Origin of the sequence: Streptomyces sp. BA2 (assembly GCF_009769735.1) — a bacterium.
Lineage (GTDB): Bacteria > Actinomycetota > Actinomycetes > Streptomycetales > Streptomycetaceae > Streptomyces.
The window spans coordinates 2,067,206-2,086,967 of the sequence record NZ_WSRO01000002.1; the positions used below are offsets into that span (position 1 = coordinate 2,067,206).

At 72.5% G+C, this 19,762-nt stretch carries 18 protein-coding genes and 6 tRNA genes; 10 read left to right on the top strand and 14 right to left on the bottom strand.

Annotated features, from left to right (window positions below):
- Positions 1–32: 32 nt before the first annotated feature.
- The gene (locus E5671_RS11890) at positions 33–2,501 is read left to right on the top strand and encodes an SCO7613 C-terminal domain-containing membrane protein (protein WP_160503813.1); all 2,469 of its coding nucleotides are present in this window, start codon (positions 33–35) and stop codon (positions 2,499–2,501) included.
- 116 nt (positions 2,502–2,617) lie between these two features.
- On the opposite strand, the gene E5671_RS11895 is transcribed toward E5671_RS11890, so the two are convergent.
- Positions 2,618–2,689: transfer RNA gene (locus tag E5671_RS11895), tRNA-Val, on the bottom strand.
- A 66-nt stretch (positions 2,690–2,755) separates the two neighbouring features.
- On the bottom strand, positions 2,756–3,187 hold the full coding sequence (locus tag E5671_RS11900; RefSeq protein WP_160503814.1) for a TIGR02611 family protein: 432 nt from the start codon (positions 3,185–3,187) through the stop codon (positions 2,756–2,758).
- A gap of 191 nt (positions 3,188–3,378) precedes the next feature.
- Here E5671_RS11900 and E5671_RS11905 point away from each other — a divergent pair, with 191 nt between their 5' ends.
- Together E5671_RS11905 and E5671_RS11910 are read left to right on the top strand one after the other, a co-directional pair.
- Positions 3,379–3,792 carry an SsgA family sporulation/cell division regulator gene (locus E5671_RS11905; protein WP_003959770.1) on the top strand — a complete coding sequence of 138 codons (414 nt, stop codon included), beginning with the start codon at positions 3,379–3,381 and terminating at the stop codon, positions 3,790–3,792.
- 226 nt (positions 3,793–4,018) lie between these two features.
- The gene (locus tag E5671_RS11910; protein WP_160503815.1) at positions 4,019–4,600 is read left to right on the top strand and encodes a CGNR zinc finger domain-containing protein; all 582 of its coding nucleotides are present in this window, start codon (positions 4,019–4,021) and stop codon (positions 4,598–4,600) included.
- 33 nt (positions 4,601–4,633) lie between these two features.
- Here E5671_RS11910 and E5671_RS45370 read toward each other — a convergent pair whose 3' ends face one another.
- Positions 4,634–4,804 carry a hypothetical protein gene (locus tag E5671_RS45370; protein ID WP_202121088.1) on the bottom strand — a complete coding sequence of 57 codons (171 nt, stop codon included), beginning with the start codon at positions 4,802–4,804 and terminating at the stop codon, positions 4,634–4,636.
- Positions 4,805–5,035: 231 nt separating this feature from the next.
- Positions 5,036–5,479 (bottom strand): hypothetical protein, encoded by a 444-nt coding sequence (locus E5671_RS11915; protein WP_160503816.1) that lies wholly within the window; start codon positions 5,477–5,479, stop codon positions 5,036–5,038.
- 200 nt (positions 5,480–5,679) lie between these two features.
- Here E5671_RS11915 and E5671_RS11920 point away from each other — a divergent pair, with 200 nt between their 5' ends.
- Entirely contained in the window at positions 5,680–6,213 is a 534-nt protein-coding gene (locus E5671_RS11920; RefSeq protein WP_160503818.1) for a DsbA family protein, read from the top strand.
- Between the two features lie 16 nt (positions 6,214–6,229).
- Here E5671_RS11920 and E5671_RS11925 read toward each other — a convergent pair whose 3' ends face one another.
- The 3 genes from E5671_RS11925 to E5671_RS11935 form a co-directional block, all read right to left on the bottom strand.
- The gene (locus E5671_RS11925; protein ID WP_160503819.1) at positions 6,230–7,054 is read right to left on the bottom strand and encodes a GNAT family N-acetyltransferase; all 825 of its coding nucleotides are present in this window, start codon (positions 7,052–7,054) and stop codon (positions 6,230–6,232) included.
- A gap of 74 nt (positions 7,055–7,128) precedes the next feature.
- Positions 7,129–7,950 carry an aminotransferase class IV gene (locus E5671_RS11930; protein WP_160503821.1) on the bottom strand — a complete coding sequence of 274 codons (822 nt, stop codon included), beginning with the start codon at positions 7,948–7,950 and terminating at the stop codon, positions 7,129–7,131.
- Positions 7,947–9,026: a chorismate-binding protein gene (locus tag E5671_RS11935; RefSeq protein WP_160510136.1), complete on the bottom strand. Its 1,080-nt coding sequence runs from the start codon at positions 9,024–9,026 to the stop codon at positions 7,947–7,949. The genes E5671_RS11930 and E5671_RS11935 overlap by 4 nt, the downstream gene beginning before the upstream one ends.
- Positions 9,027–9,189: 163 nt before the next feature.
- Here E5671_RS11935 and E5671_RS11940 point away from each other — a divergent pair.
- The 5 genes from E5671_RS11940 to E5671_RS11960 all read left to right on the top strand — a co-directional run bounded on the left by E5671_RS11940 (position 9,190) and on the right by E5671_RS11960 (position 9,665).
- Positions 9,190–9,262 (top strand) — tRNA-Gly (locus E5671_RS11940).
- 39 nt (positions 9,263–9,301) lie between these two features.
- A tRNA-Cys gene (locus E5671_RS11945) sits at positions 9,302–9,375 on the top strand.
- Position 9,376: 1 nt separating this feature from the next.
- A tRNA-Val gene (locus tag E5671_RS11950) sits at positions 9,377–9,448 on the top strand.
- A gap of 41 nt (positions 9,449–9,489) precedes the next feature.
- A tRNA-Val gene (locus tag E5671_RS11955) sits at positions 9,490–9,561 on the top strand.
- Positions 9,562–9,590: 29 nt separating this feature from the next.
- Positions 9,591–9,665: transfer RNA gene (locus E5671_RS11960), tRNA-Val, on the top strand.
- 54 nt (positions 9,666–9,719) lie between these two features.
- Here the strand turns inward: E5671_RS11960 and E5671_RS11965 are convergent.
- From E5671_RS11965 to E5671_RS11980, 4 genes are all read right to left on the bottom strand, one after another.
- The gene (locus E5671_RS11965; RefSeq protein ID WP_160503823.1) at positions 9,720–10,019 is read right to left on the bottom strand and encodes a TFIIB-type zinc ribbon-containing protein; all 300 of its coding nucleotides are present in this window, start codon (positions 10,017–10,019) and stop codon (positions 9,720–9,722) included.
- A 70-nt stretch (positions 10,020–10,089) separates the two neighbouring features.
- Entirely contained in the window at positions 10,090–11,034 is a 945-nt protein-coding gene (locus E5671_RS11970; protein ID WP_336605737.1) for an aminoglycoside phosphotransferase family protein, read from the bottom strand.
- A 267-nt stretch (positions 11,035–11,301) separates the two neighbouring features.
- Positions 11,302–11,508 (bottom strand): hypothetical protein, encoded by a 207-nt coding sequence (locus E5671_RS11975; protein WP_160503827.1) that lies wholly within the window; start codon positions 11,506–11,508, stop codon positions 11,302–11,304.
- A gap of 199 nt (positions 11,509–11,707) precedes the next feature.
- On the bottom strand, positions 11,708–11,974 hold the full coding sequence (locus E5671_RS11980) for a hypothetical protein (RefSeq protein ID WP_160503828.1): 267 nt from the start codon (positions 11,972–11,974) through the stop codon (positions 11,708–11,710).
- Positions 11,975–12,169: 195 nt separating this feature from the next.
- On the opposite strand from E5671_RS11980, the gene E5671_RS11985 reads away from it, so the two are divergent.
- Entirely contained in the window at positions 12,170–13,468 is a 1,299-nt protein-coding gene (locus E5671_RS11985) for a serine/threonine-protein kinase (RefSeq protein WP_160503831.1), read from the top strand.
- Here E5671_RS11985 and E5671_RS11990 read toward each other — a convergent pair.
- The 3 genes from E5671_RS11990 to cobT form a co-directional block, all read right to left on the bottom strand.
- Positions 13,459–14,277: a TrmH family RNA methyltransferase gene (locus E5671_RS11990; RefSeq protein WP_160503833.1), complete on the bottom strand. Its 819-nt coding sequence runs from the start codon at positions 14,275–14,277 to the stop codon at positions 13,459–13,461. The genes E5671_RS11985 and E5671_RS11990 overlap by 10 nt on opposite strands.
- 85 nt (positions 14,278–14,362) lie before the next feature.
- Positions 14,363–15,595, bottom strand: coding sequence for a uroporphyrinogen-III C-methyltransferase (gene cobA, locus E5671_RS11995; protein WP_160503835.1), 1,233 nt, complete (start codon positions 15,593–15,595; stop codon positions 14,363–14,365).
- Positions 15,596–15,770: 175 nt separating this feature from the next.
- Positions 15,771–19,760 (bottom strand): nicotinate-nucleotide--dimethylbenzimidazole phosphoribosyltransferase, encoded by a 3,990-nt coding sequence (gene cobT, locus E5671_RS12000; RefSeq protein ID WP_160503837.1) that lies wholly within the window; start codon positions 19,758–19,760, stop codon positions 15,771–15,773.
- Between the last annotated feature and the right edge of the window lie 2 nt (positions 19,761–19,762).

The window sequence follows — 19,762 nt, forward strand, 5'->3', positions numbered from 1 at the left end:
CGCCGCAGTGTCCTGGACCACACTCCACGGACATGACGAACATTCCGCCCCCGGCCGAGGAACTCCGCGTCCTCGACCTGGAGCTGCGCCGACTCGACGCGCGCAGGACGCAGTTGCTGCAACGCCGCGCCTGGCTGATCGGCGTCCTCCAGGCGGCGGCCGCACCCGCGCCCGCTCCTCCGCGGCCGGTGCGTGCCCCCGAGGCCACACCGCCGAACGTGCAGAACGCACTGCTCACGCTGGGCGGCATCCTCCTGACGATCGCGGCGATCGCCTTCACGCTGGTGAGCTGGGGGCACCTGGGCATCGGCGGGCGCAGCGCCGTCCTCGCGGCCGTGACGCTGACGGCGCTCGGCGTGCCCGCGCTGCTGCTGCGCCGGAAGCTGCGTTCGACGGCGGAGACGGTGGCCGCGCTCGGCCTCGCCCTGACCGTCCTCGACGCGTACGCCCTCCATGCCGTCGCCCTGCCACAGACCGACGCCCTCGGCTACTCGGCCGCCGCGTCCGCCGTGCTGGCCGCACTGTGGACGGCGTACGGACTTTCGTTCCGCGCGCTGCGGCTGCCCATACCGCTGGCCGTCGCGACCGCTCAGCTCCCCCTGTTCCTCTGGACGCGTGCCGCCGACGCGGGTGACCACGCGACGGCGGCGGCGCTCCTGGTGACGGCGGCGCTCGACGTCGCCGTGGCGCTGCGGGCGAGCGACCCGGGCGTCCGCGTCGTCGCGGCCGTCGGTGCCTGCGCCATGGGCCTGTGGGGCGCGACGGCCGCCGGATATCTGTCCTGGTCGGCCACGGACCTGCCGGACGCGGCGCGGGCGGGCGCGCTTCTGATCCTTGCCGCGTCGATCGCGCTGGTGGCGGCATGGCTGATCACGGAGCCCCCGCAGGCGGCGGGCGCGGCGTTCGCGGGCGGCCTGCTCATGGTGGCCGCCGCCGGTGGCGTGCTGCGCGAGGCGCTGCCCTCCGCCTGGACGGTTCCCGGCTATCTGGCGTGTGCCGTCGCGCTGTTGGCGGTCATGCGCACCGCGCTGCCGCGCCCGGTACTGCGCGGGATCGCCGGCGCGGCACTCCTGGTGCACGCCCTCGCGGCGCTGTGGGCGTCGCCCGCGCTCGCCTCCGCGCTGCTCGGGCCCGTGAGCTGGGCCGGAAAGGCATGGTCGGGCACCCCACAGAACACCGGTGCCGCATCCGCCGTGCCCGGACTGCCCGTGCAGCACCCGGTCATGGCCGCGCTCGTGCTCGCAGCGGTCGCCACGGTCCTGTTCACGGCGGCCCGGCTTCAGTTCCAGGCCCTTGGACACCCGGGGGCACCACCACTCACCCGCGCCATGACCACTCCGACTACAGGCCCTGCCACCCCGACCGCCACCCTCGCCGCATCACCCGCCGCCCTGGCCCTCGCCTGGGCCGCCCTCCTCATCCTTCCGTCCGCCCTCCAACTCCCTTACGCGGCAGGGGTGTCGGCGTACGTCGCGCTGACCGGCGCCCTGCTCGTCGTCGCCGTCGTGTCGCGCGTCAGCTCGAAGGCGGTCGCCCTCACCTCGCTGACCCTGGGGGTGGCCTCCTCGGTGAGCGTCGCGTTCCTGGCGCTGGCCAGTACGGGGGCGACGCTCGGCACGCTGGGCCCCCTGACGGCGCTGTTCCTCGCGGCGACCGTGCTCGCCGCGCGCCGCCGGGAAGCCGTTTCGAGCGTGGCGCCCGCCGCCGTCTGCGCCACCATCGCGTACACCACGACGCTCGCCTTCGCCGCAGGTGCCGCCCGGGACCTGCGGGTGGACCACATCGGGCTGCTCATGCTCGCCGTTCCGGCGATAGGCGCCCTCGCCGCGGCCCGGCTCGGCCGTCACCAGCTGACACCGCCGGTCGAGATCGCCGGGGCGGTCGCGGGCGGGCTCGCGATCATCCTCACCACGGGGCACGCGGCGACCCTCGCCCTGGCCCTCGCGCTCGGCGGCGTCATCACCGCCGGCATCGCGCTCCGCACGGACCGCCGCCCCGTCGGGTACGCGGCCGGGGTGCTGTTCCTCCTGGCGACCTGGGTACGCCTGGCCGCCTGGGGCGTCGAGACCCCCGAGGCCTACACCCTGCCGGTCACCGTCCCCGCGCTCCTGATCGGCACCCTGCGGCGCCGCCGCGCCCCCGGGACGTCCTCCTGGACGGCCTACGGCCCAGGCCTCGCGGCGACCCTCCTGCCCAGCCTCGTCGCCGCCTGGAGCGACGCGCACTGGCAGCGCCCGCTGCTCCTGGGCACCGCGGCCCTGCTGATCACGCTGGCGGGCGCCCGGCACCGGCTGCAGGCGCCCTTGGTGCTCGGCGGCACGGTCCTCGCCCTGGACGCGCTGCACGAACTGGCGCCCTACATCGTCCAAGTGGTGGACACCCTGCCGCGCTGGCTGCCGCCGGCGCTCGCCGGACTAATGCTCCTCGCGATCGGCGCGACGTACGAACAGCGACTGCGCGACGCACGCCGGGTCCGTGACGTTCTCGGCAGAATGCACTGACTCCGCTTTTTCCGAACGGCAGCCGACGGAGTATCAATTCCCTTCTGCCGCACGGGAAAACAAGCGAATACGACTGCGGCCCGGAGGCTGAAAGCCTCCGGGCCGCAGTTCCGGGGTGGGCGATACTGGGTTCGAACCAGTGACCTCTTCGGTGTGAACGAAGCGCTCTCCCACTGAGCTAATCGCCCCGGGCGCACGGAGAACATTACCGCATGTCAGCGGGTGCCTCCGACCGCCGTGGAGTCACCCGGAGGTCACTCCTTGATCTTCCATGGCATCTCGAGGCCGAACTTCCAGACGTAGACCGCGACGAGCACGGCGATGATCACCAGACCGACCGTCGTCAGGATGATGTTCCTGCGGCGCACCTTGGGGTCGAGCGCACGCTGCGCCGCCTCGGTGACCTTCCGCTTCGTCCAGCGAAGCACCAGCTGGGCCCAGACGAACTCGGTCGCCCAGATCGCCATTCCGCCGAAGATCACCAGCCAGCCCGGTCCGGGCAGCGGCAGCATGACGATGCCCGCGGCAACCACCGCGAGGCCGACGATGAACACGCCCACCTGCCAGCTGAGGTGCAGCGCCTTGCGGGCCTGGATGAACTCCGGCGCGCGCGATCCGAGCGGCTGTTCGTCCTTCGTACCGGTGATTGTTTCAGCAACCCCCGGCTCGTTACTCCCCGTATTCATACGGCCAAACCCTACCCGACGGAAACCCGTCACTGGAATGGCTGTACCCATCGAACGAACAACCCGCCGTACGAGCTACCTAAAGACACCCAAAACCCTCAGAGGGGTTTACAACGGCACCGTAGGTGGCATGTCGATTTCGCCGACGTGCGAATCCCCGAGCGCACACTGAGCGAAAGGCCCTGGCGCTTATGAACACCACGGTCAGCTGCGAGCTGCACCTGCGCCTCGTTGTGTCGAGCGAGTCCTCACTGCCTGTACCCGCAGGACTGCGGTATGACACGGCCGATCCCTATGCCGTGCACGCCACCTTCCACACCGGAGCCGAGGAAACCGTCGAGTGGGTGTTCGCCCGCGACCTCCTCGCCGAGGGCCTGCACCGGCCCACCGGTACCGGCGACGTCCGAGTCTGGCCGTCCCGGAGCCACGGTCAGGGCGTCGTCTGCATCGCCCTGAGCTCCCCCGAGGGTGAGGCTCTGCTCGAGGCCCCGGCGCGGGCCCTGGAATCGTTCCTGAAGCGAACCGACGCGGCCGTGCCGCCCGGCACGGAACACCGCCACTTCGATCTGGATACGGAGCTCTCGCACATCCTGGCCGAAAGCTAGCTCCAGGCCGCGCGAGAGCGCCCGGCGCCGTCCGACTCGGGGCGACGGCTCGGGCACGACAACCGCACAGAGCAGACGTACCGGCGCCGTCGCCGCGGATTCCCGCGGGGACGGCGCCGGTGCGTCGTGTCGTGAAGCCGCTAGCATCGGCCAGCATCGGCGGGCACTCTCCCCACGCTCTCCACGAGCGGGGGAGACCGCACTACCCCAGGCCAGGGAGCAAATCGTGCTGATCACCCACGACACCCGGTGCGCACTCGACGCCGTGGTCGATCTGGTGAACACCGCGCCGGACGACGAGAACGCAGAGAGCGCGGCGGGCACCGAGACGGAGGGACTCCCGGACGTGGCAGCCCTGGGCGAGTTCGTACGAAGCCACGACATAAGTGACGTCGGAGTGCTCTCGGAGCGTGACCTGGCCGGCGTCCGGCACATCCGCGGCCGCTTCCACGAAGTCTTCGCGGCGCCCGAGCCGCAGGCCGCGGCGGCGGTGATCAACGAACTGATCGCGGCGGCGGGCACCACGCCCCGGCTCACCGACCACGACGGCTACGACTGGCACGTGCACTACTTCGCGCCCGGCGCCTCCATCGCCGACCACCTCGCCGCGGACTGCGGGATGGCGCTCGCGTTCTTCGTGGTCGCCGGCGAGCAGGAGCGGCTGCGACGCTGCGAGGCCCCGGACTGCCGGCGCGCCTTCGTCGACCTCTCCCGCAACCGCTCGCGCCGCTACTGCGACAGCCGCACCTGCGGCAACCGGCTGCACGTCGCCGCCTACCGGGCCCGGCGCAAGGAAGCGGCGGGCTGAGCCCCGGCCGCGACGCGCAGGCGGCGCTCCCCGCTAGAGCCTCAGCAGATCGTGCAGAGAACCCATCAGGATCAGGACGCCGATCACCGCCAGGAAGATCATCAGGGGTGGCTGGGAGAGCGCGAACAGACAGCCCTTGGGCTCTTCGGTCGCGGCTCGCTCATCGTTCGGCGGGGCGGCATCGCCCTGTGCGGTGTCCAGCATCTCGCGGCGATGATGACTCAGTCCCGGGGGTACCGCTGACCAACACGCCCGGAAAGCGCGGGAGTTCGCCGCATTCCGTGACCTGCGAAAGCCCAGCGTCCCGTGTGTTCCGTCCACGGCCCACCAGCGGCGCACCTCGTCAGACCCGGCGGCACCGCCGTCCACACGAACGAGGGAGTCTCAGGGCCATCGGCTGACCACTCAGCGCCTCTTCCAGAGGCCCGGCCGCTCTCAGATGCCGTGCTTCTTCAGGATGGCCTCGATGTCGCTGAAGTCCTCCTTGGGCGCGGCCGCCTTCGGCTGGGCCGCGGGCTGGGCGGCCGGGCGGGTGCCCTGGCCCAGGGAGGGTGCGGACGCCGCGGGGGCCACCGCCTCGCGCTGGGCCGCCTTCGCGGCCTTGCGCTCCTTGCGGGTGCCTCCGGAGCGGCGCTCCACGGCGCGAGTGATCATGAAGAGCAGCCAGGCGACGCCGAGGACCCCGAAGCCTGCCCATGCCTTCATGCTGAAGGCGGTGTCGGCCAGCCATCCGACGACACCGGTCATCACCAGGCCGACCGGGACCAGGGAGTAGGCGGCAAGGCGCGTCGCCGCGAGGAAACGCTTGCGATAGGCCGTGATCGCGGCAATGCCGAGGCCGGCCGCGGATACGGCGGAACAGACGGTCTCGGCAATCATCCGGTCCTCCAGGCGTGCGGGCGTAGACGGTGGCACTGTCCGGCACTGTCTTCCCTTCCATCCTGCACCGGGTGGACCCCCACAAGCCACGCCCCGAGCGGACTTCAGGGACATATCAGGGTCACGTCTCCTCCGCAGGTTCCGGTCGGCCGCCCCCGGCCCCGGTTGGGAGGCCGACGCGGGGCTGGAAGACTGTCCCCATGAGCGACTCTGCCCCCGCGGCCCCCGCCGGCCCCCTCGTCATCGACATCTGGTGCGAGCTGCAGTGCCCGGACTGCCGGACCGCCCTCGACGACGTACGCGCGCTCCGTGCCCGCTACGGCGACCGTGTCGACCTGCGGCTTCGGCACTTCCCCCTCGAGAAGCACAAGCACTCCTTCGCCGCCGCCCAGGCCGCCGAGGAGGCCTTCGAGCAGGGACAGGGCTGGCCGTACGTCGAGGCCGTGCTGGGCAAGGTCGAGGAGCTGACCCGCAAGGGCGAACCCTTCCTGGTCGAGGCCGCGCGGGAACTGGACCTGGACGCGGAGGAGTTCGACACCGCGCTCGTCGACGGCCGGCACATCCTGATCGTCGACGCCGACCAGGCCGAGGGCAAGGCGATCGGCGTCACCGGGACACCGACGTACGTCATCGGGGGCGAGCGCCTCGACGGCGGCAAGAGCCAGGAGGGCCTGCGCGAGCGCGTCGAGGAGATCGCGGACCGCCTGCTCGCGGCCTCCGGGCAGGACGCCTAGAACCGCCGGCCCGCTCCTAGAGCAGTTGCTTGTAGACGTAGTACATGACCGGTTCGTAGCCGAGGGACTCGTACAGGCGCAGGGCCGGGACGTTGCCAGCGAAGACGTTGAGGCCCAGGCGGCCGAGGCCCGCCTCGCGGGCCTGGGTCTCCGCGAGGAGCATCAGGGACCTGCCGTGGCCGCGTCCGCGGTACTCCTCGTCGACCTCCACGTCGAAGACGAAAGCGTCGCGCTCGCGCCGCGCGAGCCAGAGGGTGCCGACCGCCGTGCCCTCGTGGGTGAGCACGCTGAGCCGGGTACCGGGGGTGGCGAGGCCCTGGGGCAGGTGGTCGGCGTGGTCGGCCTCGGACTTGGCGCGCGCCTCCGCCTCGGGGACGCCGCGCTCGATCCAGGTCTGCGCGTAGTCCTCCTGCTCGTGGGCCAGCCAGACCTCGTACTCGCCCTCGGTCATCGGCCGCCCTTCGACGCCCGCCGGCAGCGCGGGCGGCTCGGCGGTCAGGGGCTTGGCCATCTGGCGGTTGCGCTCCACGTAGCCGAGGGACACGGCGAGGCGGTGGGCCGCCGCGGCCTCGGCGGGCACGGCCACCTCGATCCGCTTGCAGCCCCAGCCGCGCGCCACCTCCTCGGCGGCGAGCACGGCGACGGTGGCACGGCCGCGCCTGCGGTCGGGCTCCTTGATGCTCAGATCCCGCATCTCGGCGACACCGGGCCCGAACACGGGGTGCGTGGCGAGTTCTATCCCGCCCACAGGACGGCTGTTCACGCGCACTTCGTACGTGCGTGACTTCGCGCCGTCAGCGCTCTGCTGAAGCGGCCCGGTCGGCCGCAGGGTCGTGGTCATCAGTGGAGTTCTACCCGCCCTGCGGCTCATGCGTCATCAGGATCGCGTGCACTTGCGGCGTCTCGCCCGACCGGTCACGGGTCGAGGTCGTCCGCCGCCCTCTCGTCGAAGATCCGCATCGCCTTGGCGGTCACCGCTCCCGGTGCGCCCGGCAGTTCGCGCCCGTCGATCCGGTGCACGGCCTGGACGTCGCGGAGCGTCGAGGTCAGGAACACCTCGTCGGCGCGGTCGAGGACGTCGAGCGGCAGATCGGTCTCACGCGCGCCCGTCCAGTCGACGGCCAACGCGCGCGTGATGCCCGCCAGGCACCCGGAGGCGACCGGCGGCGTGTGGATCTCGCCGTCGAGCACGACGAAGACGTTCGAACCCGTGCCTTCGCACAGCTGCCCCACCGTGTTGGCGAACAACGCCTCCGAAGCGCCCTGTTCGTGGGCGCGCGCGAGGGCGACGACATTCTCCGCGTACGAGGTGGTCTTCAGGCCGGTCAGGGCGCCACGCTCGTTGCGGGTCCACGGGACCGTGATCACGGCGGTCGTGTCGGGGCGCCGGTTCGCCTCCCCGAGGGCGACGACCAGCGTCTGCCCCTGGTCACCACGGTCCGAGCCGAGCGGCGAGAGGCCCCCGGTGTACGTGATGCGCAGTCGTCCCAGCGGCATCGGGTTGGCGTTGATGACGGCCGCGCAGGCCGCGCGCACCTCGTCCAGGTCCGGCTCGGGCAGACCGAGGCCGCGCGCCGAGCGGGCGAGCCGTTCCAGGTGCCGGGTCAGCGCGAAGGGCCGCCCCTCGGCCGTCTTGACCGTCTCGAAGATGCCGTCGCCGACGGTCAGTCCGTGGTCGAGCACGGAGACGCGGGCGGTATCGAGGTCCTGCAGGCCGCCATTGAGCCAGATCTTCACTGGGGGGTCCCTCCACTCACTTCGTACGCTCCCGACGCTACCGCCAGCAGCCGTTCCGCCTTCAGTTCGGTCTCCCGCCACTCCCCCTCGGGGTCCGAGCCCCAGGTGATCCCTGCGCCGGTGCCGAAACGCAGCACGCCCTGAGCGCGGTCGATCCAGAAGGTGCGGATGCCGACGGCCAGTTCGCCGGTGCCCCGGTCGGCGTCGACCCAGCCGATACCGCCGCAGTACGGGCCGCGGGGCGCGGTCTCCAGGGTGTCGATGATGCGCAGGGCGCTGGACTTGGGGGCGCCGGTGACGGAACCGGGCGGGAAAGCGGCGGCGAAGAGTTCGGGCCAGCCGGTGCCGGGGACGAGCTCGCCCCGGACGGTGGAGACGAGATGGACGAGACCCGGATGTTTCTCGACCACGCACAGGTCGGGGACGGTCACGGAGCCGGTCACGCATATCCGCCCGATGTCGTTGCGGACGAGGTCCACGATCATGACGTTCTCGGCGTAGTCCTTCTCGAGGAGGTCGGCCTCGGTCCGGCCCGTGCCCTTGATCGGCCCCGATTCCACGACACGTCCCTCGCGGCGCAGGAACAGCTCGGGCGAGGCCGTCGCTATCTCGACGCCGTGTCCGGGCAGGCGGATCGTTCCGGCGTACGGGGCGGGGTTCCCGCGCGCGAGGAGCGCGGTCAGGGCGTCGATGTCCGCACCGTCCAAGCCGTCCCCGCCGCCCGGAACCGGCGCGGACAGCACGCGGCAGAGGTTCGCCTGATAGACATCCCCGGCCGCGATGTGTTCCCGCACACGACGCACACCGTCCACATACGCGGCGCGGTCGAGCGACGACGTCCAGTCACCGGCGGCAGGGCCCCGCCACGCCCCGGGCACCGGCGCGGGCACCGGCTCGGCCCGTACGTCGTCGAAGCGGGCACAGACCAGTTCGCCCTCGAAGGTCGCGGAGACGGCCCAGAAGCCATCGGAGTCCAGCGCCGAGGGATCGCTGGTCACGTCCCTGAGGCCGGTCGCGAGGAGGCCGCCGAAGCGCGCCATGGGCAGGGGCGCCCCGGAGGGCGGCCGGGAGGACATCTGAGGGGCGCTGTGCACGTCTGCGAGTCTATGACCGGTGTCCTGGTCGCGCCCCGGGCCAGTGACAGCGCAGCACGCTGCGCAAACGCGTTTTTGTACTGGCCCAGGAATCCGCTAGAGTTCAACACGTCGCCGGGACGCGCAAGCGGGCCGGGAAAGACAAGCGGACGTAGCTCAGTTGGTAGAGCGCAACCTTGCCAAGGTTGAGGTCGCCAGTTCGAACCTGGTCGTCCGCTCGCAGGAAACGGGGGATCTTCCCGACCCCCCGCACTCCTGGTGGAGTGGCCGAGAGGCGAGGCAACGGCCTGCAAAGCCGTCTACACGGGTTCAAATCCCGTCTCCACCTCCAAGGACGATTAGCTCAGCGGGAGAGCGCTTCCCTGACACGGAAGAGGTCACTGGTTCAATCCCAGTATCGTCCACTGGATCTTCTCGAAGGCTCGCCTTCCTGAGGTCTGAACCCGCGCGATTAGCTCAGCGGGAGAGCGCTTCCCTGACACGGAAGAGGTCACTGGTTCAATCCCAGTATCGCGCACGCAGTACGCAGCACATGCAGGTTGACCTGCGCGATTAGCTCAGCGGGAGAGCGCTTCCCTGACACGGAAGAGGTCACTGGTTCAATCCCAGTATCGCGCACCATCCGTACGAAGCCCCCGGCCGTTCCCATGGCCGGGGGCTTCGTCGTTCCTCCGGTCAGGAGGAGAAGAGCATGTGCCCGAAGCTCTTGTGCCGCTTGTTGTGGCCGTAGTGACCGCCGTGGTGGCCGCCGTGCTGGGGAGCGCCCCACTGGGGGGCGGGAGCTGCCGGGTACGCCTGCGGGGCGGGCGGCGGCGGGGGCGGGGCCTGGTGGCCGCCCCACTGGTTCTCCAGTCGGCTCAGGGACTCGAGCTCGCCATAGTCGAGGAATATCCCGCGGCAACCGCTGCACTGCTCGATCTGGACGCCATTGCGGTTGTACGTGTGCATCGGTGCGTGGCACTTGGGACACTGCATGGTCGGCTCAACTCCTCGACGGTCGTGACTGCTTCGCCGGATCTCTGCCCGGCTTTCGGTGCGTTGCACCCTACTTCGTGCTGGTGGGCGCCAACTCCGTCGGGACGGCGGCCATTCGATCACAGGCGTCGACCACTGCCTGCTCGATCTCGTCCAGGGGGCGGTTCTCCCTGACGGACTTGGCCACGGCCAGGGCGGCCGTCTGCGCGGTGAGGGCGCGGGCCGGTGCGTCGAGGGCGGGCCAGGGGTCCGCGCCGTCGGCCGGGACCGCCGGTCCGCGTGCCGTGCGGTAGGCGGTGAGGAAGCGGGTCCACTCGTCAGGGGCGAGGAGGCCGCAGGCGTACCAGGCGGCGGGGCGTGCCAGGTCCCAGGCCGGGTCACCGAGGCCGAGGTCGTCGACGTCGATGAGCAGCCAGCGCCCTTCTCGGGTGCGGACCAGCTGGCCGAGGTGCAGGTCGCCGTGGCACAGGAGCTTGGGGAGCGGCGCCGGTGCCTCGGCGCGGGCCCAGGCGGGGAGCGTGGCCCAGGCTCCCTCGACGGGGGCGGCGGCGGGGTGCGGTCCCGCGGCCCGCATCCGCGTCATCGCACGGGCGGCCTTCGCGGGGCCGCGCATGTCCGGGAGCGGGTGCGGGAGTTCGGCCGGGGGCGTGGCGTGCAGGCGGGCGAGGAGGGTGGCGGTGGCTTCCCAGGGGGCGGCGTCGGGGTCGTCGCGGTCCACGGGGGTGCCGGCGTCCCAGAAGGTGACGAGGCGGCCGTGCAGCGGGATCGCTGTCGCGCCGAGCGGAGGGAGGAGGGTGCCGCGGAGGGCGGCGGCGACCTTCAGGCGGGCGGCCAGCTCGGCGGGGTCCGTGCCGGGGGCGTGCGCCTTGGCGACGGTGTCACCGTGCTGGACGACGGTGGCGTCGTCCCGGTCCGCGAGGACGGCTTCGGGGGCGCAGGCGCAGGTACGCGGGGTGCGGTGCGCTGTGTGGCGGACCTTGGCGGTCAGCGCCGGCAGCAAGGCGGTGGCGGTCACGGGTCCCCCGGGGTACGTCGATCGGTGCATCCGCGAGCGTACGCGGGCCGGATATCCAGCCCGTCCGGCGTTTGAGGACGAGCTCGGCGCAGCCGGTGATCTACGGCGCCCAGGAGATCCCCGCAGAGCCCCGGCGCATAAAGAAGTGCCCGCGCAGCTCCCCAGCTGCGCGGGCATTTCTCGTGCCGTCCGCCGCACCCCCGTCCCCACGGGGTTTCCTGGCCGGATGTCCCCGCCCGGACCGCTCATCCGGGCCCGGGGCGCCGCTCAGCGCCCCAGCATCACGCCCACGGACGACGCCTGTGTGACCACTGCTTCCCAGCCGCCGAAGACGACCACCAGCAGGGCCGCTAGGGGAAGAACCATGGCCGTCGCCACCAAGGGGTGACGCGTGCCGGACGGGCGGACGCCGAACGTGGCGAAGGCCTTACGTCCTTGCGTGCGGATCATTGCCCGCGGTGCCGTGTCCGCCATGGTTCCTCTCCTGACCGAGTCTGTATGAATTTGGCAGCGGCGGGTGTCTGACCTCGGGGGACGAGTGCTGCCACCCGCCGCTTGACCTCAAATCTAGGTGCGCCGGCAGCCTGGGTCGTCATGCCCTCGTACCGATTGCCGGGCCTCCCGGAGGATGAGCGATCGTCGGTCATGTACTCCCGTGGGTGGAGACGGGGTCCTAGGTCTCAGGGTCTTCCCGGAGGGGACGGGCGGCCCGCTCCGACGTGTCCTCCCGGGGAACGGGCTGTTCGACCAGAGCCAGGACGCGGGTCGACATGAACCGTGCCGTCCGCACGACGGAACCGCTGCGGGTGACTTCGCTCACTTCGACCACCCCTCTGCGCACCGCCGTCTCCACCCGGCGGCCCGCCCGGCTCGCCACCACCTCGTACGTCCGTGTCGTGTCCCCGGCGTCCACGACTATCTCCACGCGATCACCCTTCACGGGATCAATCCCCCTTCAGCGATGGATGGTTGGGGAGCACGCCCCGTGCAACGGCCGCTCTCCCCCGGCGCCCTGACCACTCTTCAAGTTTCCCACCCGGCACTGACAATCGGTCGGGCCGCGAGGGCGCGGCCTCTGCACCTGCCCGGCCACGGAAACGTAAGCTGTGGCACGACAACGGACCGGGCAGCGGGGATGGACATGACGATGATGCGGCTCCGGCGCGAGGACCCGCGTGTCGTCGGCTCGTTCAGACTGCACAGGCGGCTGGGCGCCGGCGGCATGGGTGTCGTCTACCTGGGGTCGGACCGGCGGGGGCAGCGCGTCGCCCTGAAGGTGATCCGGCCCGATCTGGCGGAGGACGAGGAGTTCCGGTCGCGCTTCGCGCGCGAGGTCTCCGCGGCCCGGCGCATCCGCGGCGGCTGCACCGCGCGGCTCGTCGCCGCCGATCTCGACGCCGACCGGCCGTGGTTCGCCACGCAGTACGTTCCCGGGCCGTCCCTGCACGACAAGGTCGCCGCCGAGGGGCCGCTCTCCGCGGCCGACGTGGCGGTCGTCGGTTCGGCGCTCGCCGAAGGCCTCGTCGCCGTACATGAAGCCGGTGTCGTGCACCGCGACCTGAAACCGTCGAACATCCTGCTGTCCCCGAAGGGACCGCGGATCATCGACTTCGGCATCGCCTGGGCCACCGGCGCCTCGACCCTGACCCACGTGGGCACGGCCGTCGGGTCGCCAGGATTCCTCGCGCCCGAGCAGGTGCGCGGCGCCGCCGTCACACCCGCCACGGACGTGTTCGCCCTCGGCGCCACCCTTGCGTACGCGGGAATGGCGGACTCACCCTTCGGGCACGGCAGTTCAGAGGTCATGCTCTACCGCGTCGTCCATGAGGAGGCGCAGCTCGGCGGGGTCCCAGACGCGCTCGCCCCGCTGATCCGGGCCTGCCTCGCCAAGGACCCGGAGGAGCGCCCCAGCACGCTCCAACTGTCGCTCAGGCTCAAGGAGATCGCGGCCCGTGAGGCACAGGGCCTGACGGATCCGCGGCCGCCCGCGCCCCGGCAGGACCAGGACCGTCCCACGGGACGGATGGCCGAGGAGTACGCGGACCAGCGCACCCAGCGGCGTCAGCCGCAGGGCACTCCCCCGCCGCGGACCGGTTCGTCACGGCCGGGTTCCTCGCGCACCGGCCCGTCCCGTACGGGTTCCTCACGGCCTAATTCCTCGCGGGCCGGGTCCAGTTCCTCGCGGTCCGGCTCACGGCCATCGGCGTCCCGGAACACGACGCGCTCCGGCGGCGCGCGGCGGCCCGCCAATCCGCGGCTGCTGCGCCAGCGGCTCTTCGTCTTCGTGGTCGTGACGCTGCTCGTGGCCCTGGGGATCGCGGCGGCCCAGGGGTGCCAGGGACCCGCGCGCGGGCTCGGCGGCAGCGGCGTACACGATGTGCGCGACGTACAGCAGAGCCAGCGGGCGGACCCGGGGCCGGGTCCTCAGAGCTGAGGGCGGCCCGTCGCCACGGCGTAGAAAGCGACCGCGGCCGCCGCTCCCACGTTCAGGGAGTCGACGCCGTGCGCCATCGGGATGCGGACCCATTCGTCGGCTGCCATCAGGGCCTTCGTGGTGAGGCCTTCACCCTCCGCACCGAGCATCAGCGCCACCCGGTCCATGCGGTGGGGCGCCGCCTCGTCCAGGGTCTTCGCCTTCTCGTCCGGGGTGAGCGCGAGGAGGTTGAAGCCCGCTTCCCGTACGCCCTCCAGGCCCTTCGGCCAGGATTCGAGCCGGGCGTAGGGGACGGAGAAGACCGCGCCCATGGAGACCTTCACCGAGCGGCGGTAGAGCGGGTCCGCGCAGTCCGGTGAGAGCAGGACCGCGTCCATGCCGAGGGCGGCGGCGCTGCGGAAGATCGCCCCGATGTTGGTGTGGTCGTTCACCGACTCCATGACGACGACGCGGCGTGCCCGGTTAAGGAGTTCGTCCGACGTCGGCAGCGGCTTGCGCTGCATCGAGGCGAGTGCGCCGCGGTGGACGTGATAGCCGGTCACCTGCTCGGCCAGGTCGGGGTTGACCGCGTACACCGGGGCGGGGACCTCATCGATGACGTCCCGCATGACGTCGACCCACTTCGCGGAGAGCAGCATCGAGCGCATCTCGTAGCCCGCCTGCTTGGCGCGCCTGATCACCTTCTCGCCCTCGGCGATGAAGAGGCCCTCGGCGGGCTCGCGCTTGCGGCGCAGTTCGACGTCGGTCAGGCCCGTGTAGTCGCGCAGGCGCGGGTCGGCGGGGTCGTCGATGGAGATGAGATCAGCCACAGGGTGATACTGCCTTGTCCTGGGTGTGGTGCCAACGCCTTGGGACGGGTTGGGTTACCGGTGGTTACGCGGGGGCTCGGAGTGGTTACGCGGGGCGGCCGGGCCCCACGTTCACGACGTCGCCGATGACGATGACGGCCGGGGGCTTCACCTCGTGGGCGGCGACCTCGGCGGCGACGGTGGCGAGCGTGGCGTCCACGCGGCGCTGGGCCGCGGTGGTGCCCTCCTGGATCAGGGCGACGGGGGTCTCGGGCGAACGGCCGTGCGCGGTGAGCGTCTCGGCGATCCTGCCGATCTTGTCCACGCCCATCAGGACGACGAGAGTGCCGCGCAGCTTGGCCAGGGATGCCCAGTCGACCAGGGAGCGCTCGTCGTCCGGGGCCACGTGGCCGCTGACCACCGTGAACTCGTGGGCGACACCGCGGTGCGTGACGGGGATGCCGGCGGCGCCGGGCACCGAGATCGAGCTGGAGATGCCGGGGACCACCGTGCAGGGGATGCCCGCTTCGGCAAGCGCCTGGGCCTCCTCCATGCCACGGCCGAAGACGAAGGGGTCACCGCCCTTCAGGCGGACGACCGACTTGCCCTGCTTGGCATGCTCGATGAGCGCGTTGTTGATGGCTTCCTGGGCCATGAAGCGGCCGTACGGGATCTTCGCCGCGTCGATCACCTCGACGTGCGGCGGGAGTTCGTCGAGCAGGTCGCGGGGGCCGAGCCGGTCGGCGATGACCACGTCCGCCTCGGCGAGGAGGCGACGGCCACGGACCGTGATGAGGTCCGGGTCGCCCGGTCCGCCGCCGACGAGGGCGACGCCGGGGGTGCGGGTGCGGTGGTGGGGCGCCACGAGGGTGCCGTCGCGCAGGCCCTCGACGACCGCGTCGCGGATGGCCGCGGTGCGGCGGGGGTCCCGGCCGTGGATGTCCGTGGTGAGGACCGCGACCGTGACGCCTTCGGAGCGGCCGGTCGCGGGGGTCAGGGCGGTGGCGGCGTCGGCGTCGTCCGAGCGGACGCACCAGACGCGGTGGGCTTCGGCTTCCGCGGAGGCCGCCGTGTTGGCCTCGCTGTCGCTGGTGGCGATGAGGGCGTACCAGGCGTCCTTGAGGTCGCCGGCCTCGTAGCGGCGGCGCTCCCAGGTGATCTCCCCCGCGTCCGCCATCGCCTCCACGGAGGGCGTCGCCGTCGGCGATACGAGGAGGATGTCGGCGCCCGCCGCGATCAGGGCGGGGAGGCGGCGCTGGGCCACCTGGCCGCCGCCGAGCACGACCGTGCGGCGGGCGGTGAGGCGGAGGCCTACGGGGTAGGCGGGGCTTTCTGCCATGGCGGGTGGCTCCTCATGCGGGGCGCGGGGCTTTGCGGGTGCCGCTGCGACGGTGAGGCGGCTGCGTTGATGCTTTGACGTGCAGGTTCAGTATGGCGGGGGCGGGGCGGGGGCACTCCCCCAGCCCCGCCCCTTCCCGAAAAGCGCGCTTCGCCCCCGGAGCCTCGGTGTGCGGCTACTTCTCCGTGACGCCCGCCGAGTCGAACGTGGCCACCTCGTGCATCGCGCGGGCCGCGCTCTGCACCACCGGGAGGGCAAGGAGGGCGCCTGTGCCCTCGCCCAGGCGGAGGTCGAGGTCGACCAAGGGGCGCAGGCCCAGCTTGTTGAGCGCCGCCACGTGGCCCGGTTCCGCGCTGCGGTGGCCCGCGATGCAGGCCGCGAGGACCTCGGGGGCGATGGCACGGGCGACCAGGGCCGCCGCGCCGGCGCTCACGCCGTCCAGGATCACGGGCGTACGCAGGGAGGCGCCGCCCAGGAGGAGGCCCACCATCGCGGCGTGCTCCAGGCCGCCGATCGCCGCGAGGACGCCGATCGGGTCGGCCGGGTCGGGCTGATGCAGTTCGAGGGCGCGGCGCACGACGTCGACCTTGCGGCTGTGCATCTCGTCGTTGATGCCGGTGCCGCGGCCGGTCACCTCGCCCGGGTCCGTGTCCGTGTAGACGGAGATGAGGGCCGCGGACGCCGTGGTGTTCGCGATGCCCATCTCGCCGGTGAGCAGGGCCTTGTTGCCCGCCGCCACCAGGTCACGGGCGGTCTCGATGCCCACCTCGATGGCCGCCTTGACCTCCTCGCGGCTCAGGGCCGGTCCTGTCGTCATGTCGGCCGTGCCCGCGCGGATCTTGCGGGGCAACAGGCCGGGCGTGGCCGGGAGTTCACTCGCCACGCCGACGTCGATGACGCAGACCTCGGCGCCCACCTGGTTGGCGAAGGCGTTGCAGACCGCGCCGCCACCGAGGAAGTTGGCGACCATCTGCGCGGTCACCTCCTGGGGCCAGGCGGTGACGCCCTGGGCGTGCACGCCGTGGTCGCCCGCGAAGATCGCGACGGCCGCGGGCTCCGGGATCGGCGGCGGGCACTGCCGGGACAGGCCCGAAAGCTGCGCGGAGATGATCTCCAGCATGCCGAGCGCGCCCGGCGGCTTCGTCATCCGCTTCTGCCGCTCCCACGCCTCGCCGAGCGCCTTCGCGTCCAGCGGGCGGATGTTGGAGACGGTCTCCGCGAGGAGGTCGCTCGGGTCCTCGCCGGGCAGGGCGCGGCGCCCGTACGTCTCCTCGTGGACGACCCACGAGAGCGGGCGGCGCTTGGACCAGCCTGCCTGCATCAGCTCGGGCTCCTCCGGGAACTCGTCGACGTATCCGACACAGAGATAGGCCACCACTTCGAGGTGCTCGGGCAGGCCGAGGGTTCTGACCATCTCACGTTGGTCGAAGAAGCTGACCCAGCCGACGCCGAGGCCCTCGGCGCGCGCCGCGAGCCAGAGGTTCTCGACGGCGAGGGCCGAGGAGTACGGGGCCATCTGCGGCTGCGTGTGACGGCCGAGGGTGTGGCGGCCGCCGCGGGTCGGGTCGGCGGTGACGACGATGTTCACCGGGGTGTCGAGGATCGCCTCGATCTTCAGTTCCTTGAACTGCTTCGCGCGGCCCTTGGGGAGCGACTTCGCGTACGCGTCCTTCTGGCGCATGGCCAGCTCGTGCATCGTACGGCGGGTCTCCGCCGAGCGGATGACGACGAAGTCCCAGGGCTGCGAGTGGCCCACGGAGGGTGCCGTGTGGGCCGCCTCCAGGACGCGGAGCAGTACCTCGTGCGGGATGGCGTCGCTGCGGAAGCCGTTGCGGATGTCGCGGCGTTCGCGCATGACGCGCAGGACGGCTTCGCGCTCGGCGTCGTCGTAGGCGGGGGCGGCGGGCACCTCCGACTGCTGGACGGGCTCGGCCTGCTGGACGGGCTCCGGCTGCTGAGCCGGCTCGGAGGGGGCGGCCTCGTCGGCGGCTTCCATCGGGTCGGCGGCTTCGGCCACCTCGACGGGCGCGGCTTCGACGACGGCCAAGGGCTCGGGCGCCTCGGCCACTGCGACCGGCTCCGCTTCGGCGGGTACGTCGGCCACTGCGAGGGGCGTGGCTTCGGCTGCTTCCTCCGCCGGTACGGGCGCCACGGCCACGGGCTCTGCTGCTGTCTCCGGTGCCGACTCCGGTGCCGTCTCCTGGACGGGCGTTGCCGCCGCGGGCTCTCCGCCGTCACGCGGTGCGGGCACGGTAGGCACGGGCTGCGGGGACGCGGGCTCGGGGACCTCGGTGGTTTCTGCGGCCTCCGGGGCTTCGGCGGGTTCAGCGGGTTCTGCGGGTCCTGCGGCTTCGAGGAGGGCCGAGGGCTCCTGGGCGACCGGGGGCTCGGGGGCCACCGAGGGCTCGGAGGCCTCCGGAGCGGCCGGTGCCTCCGGGAGGTCAGCGACCGGCGGGGCTGCCTCGGCCACGGCGGGCTCCGGCTGCGCTTCGGCGGTCTCGGGCTGCGGGGCCTCGAAGTGCTCGGGGGGTACGGAAAGGGCCTGCGGAGGCGTCGGTGCCAGGTGAGGCGTGGTCGGCACCGAGCCCTCGACCGGCACGAACTGGCCGAGGGGCGCGGGTTCCTGGGGGTCCGCGAACGGCTGGCTCGGAGAGCTGGGAAGCCCCTCGCCCTGCGGCGCCTGGGCCACGGGGGCCTCGACGTACTGCTGGGCCTGCTGGGCCTGCTGCGGCTGCGGGGCCTGCGGGATGTGCGGGCCCTGAGCCGCATGTCCGGCGCCCGCGAGCGGCGCGTCCGACCAGGGCTGCGCCCCGGCCATGGCGAACTGCGGCTGACCGGAACCCTGCGCGTGCGCGGGCTCCTGGCTCGGTTCCGGGGCGGGCGCGGACGGGGCCACGGCAGGCGGCTGCTCGGCCGACGGCTGCTCGGCGTCCACGGCGAACGCGGGCTGCCCGGCTTCGGCGCCGGTCTGCGCGAACTGGTCGTCGGCCTCGGTGCCTTGCGCGATCGCGGGGTCGGCGGCATCCGCGGCCTGCGGGAAGGCGACAGCGGGCGTCTCGGCGGCCGGGGCGGGCTGCGGAGCCTCGGGGGCGGGTGCCTCCGGAGTGCCCTCTGTGACAGGAGTGACGTCCGGGACGACCGTTTCTGCTGGTGCGGCGGCCTGTGCGGACTCGGCGGACTCGGCGGCCTGTGCAGGCTGTGCGGACTGCGAAGGCTGAGGCGACTGCGCGGACTGCGCGTACTGAGAAGGCTGCGAGTTCTGCGACGGCTGCGACGGCTGCGACGGCTGGGAGTGCTGCGGCTGAGACGTCCACGGCGTCGCGCCCTGCGGCGCGTTCTCGCCGAGCTGCTGCCCCGGCGGCATCCCTTCCTCGTCACGCGGGATGTCGAGGTACTCGGGCCCCACCGTGGGCGGCCCCGCGTGCCGCACGGGCGCGGCGTGCTGCGGCGCACCGGCCGGCCCGCGGTCCGCGAGGGAACGTACGGGGCTCCCCGAGCCGTCCGGCACGGCGGGACCCGAAGGCCCCCGGTGGAGCGGACGGCGGGAGGGGCCGGGGTGCGACGCGGGCGCCGGGGTGGGCGCACCCGGCAGTTGGACGCCGTTCAGGTCGACCGAGCCGCTGTCGCGGCCGGCCGTCTCGTGCGGACCCGGCTGGTGCATGGCCTGCGGCTGCGGCTGCCCGGCCGACTGCTGGGCGAACGCCTGCTGGGCCGCCGCGTGCTGGCCGCCGACGGACTGGGCACCGGCGGACTGCGCACCGACGGACTGATCGGCCAAGGGCTGGTCCGCCACGGACTGGCCCGCCACGGAGGGGTCGCCCCCCAGCTGACCTGCCACGGGCTGACCGGCCACAGGCTGACCAGCGGCGTACTGGTTCGCCAGAGACGCGTCCCCCACAGCCTGACCCACGCCCTGCTGACCCACGCCCTGCTGACCCACGCCCTGCGCGACAGCCGCATGCTGTGCCGACTGCGCCTCGCTCCAGGCGCCCTGGGCACCCGGCATCAGCAACAGGTCGTCGTCTTCGGCGGGGGCGACGCTCTCGGCGGGATTCTCGGAGGGGTCGAGGTAGGTGTACGCACCCGGGGCGGGGACGCCCGGCTGCTCCACCATGCCTGCGTTCTCCGGCAGTCCCTCGCCCGGGACCTGGCCGGTGTCGGTCATGC

Excerpts from the sequence above, each read along its gene's own strand:
- E5671_RS11920 (WP_160503818.1), top strand. The coding sequence starts at position 5,680 with ATGAGCGACTCTGCCCCCGCGGCCCCCGCCGGCCCCCTCGTCATCGAC.
- E5671_RS11935 (WP_160510136.1), bottom strand. The coding sequence starts at position 9,026 with ATGTCCTCCCGGCCGCCCTCCGGGGCGCCCCTGCCCATGGCGCGCTTC.
- cobA (WP_160503835.1), bottom strand. The coding sequence starts at position 15,595 with ATGGCAGAAAGCCCCGCCTACCCCGTAGGCCTCCGCCTCACCGCCCGC.
- E5671_RS11915 (WP_160503816.1), bottom strand. The coding sequence starts at position 5,479 with ATGATTGCCGAGACCGTCTGTTCCGCCGTATCCGCGGCCGGCCTCGGC.
- E5671_RS11985 (WP_160503831.1), top strand. The coding sequence starts at position 12,170 with ATGGACATGACGATGATGCGGCTCCGGCGCGAGGACCCGCGTGTCGTC.
- E5671_RS11900 (WP_160503814.1), bottom strand. The coding sequence starts at position 3,187 with ATGAATACGGGGAGTAACGAGCCGGGGGTTGCTGAAACAATCACCGGT.
- E5671_RS11905 (WP_003959770.1), top strand. The coding sequence starts at position 3,379 with ATGAACACCACGGTCAGCTGCGAGCTGCACCTGCGCCTCGTTGTGTCG.
- cobT (WP_160503837.1), bottom strand. The coding sequence starts at position 19,760 with ATGACCGACACCGGCCAGGTCCCGGGCGAGGGACTGCCGGAGAACGCA.
- E5671_RS45370 (WP_202121088.1), bottom strand. The coding sequence starts at position 4,804 with ATGCTGGACACCGCACAGGGCGATGCCGCCCCGCCGAACGATGAGCGA.
- E5671_RS11925 (WP_160503819.1), bottom strand. The coding sequence starts at position 7,054 with ATGACCACGACCCTGCGGCCGACCGGGCCGCTTCAGCAGAGCGCTGAC.
- E5671_RS11890 (WP_160503813.1), top strand. The coding sequence starts at position 33 with ATGACGAACATTCCGCCCCCGGCCGAGGAACTCCGCGTCCTCGACCTG.
- E5671_RS11965 (WP_160503823.1), bottom strand. The coding sequence starts at position 10,019 with ATGCAGTGTCCCAAGTGCCACGCACCGATGCACACGTACAACCGCAAT.
- E5671_RS11975 (WP_160503827.1), bottom strand. The coding sequence starts at position 11,508 with ATGGCGGACACGGCACCGCGGGCAATGATCCGCACGCAAGGACGTAAG.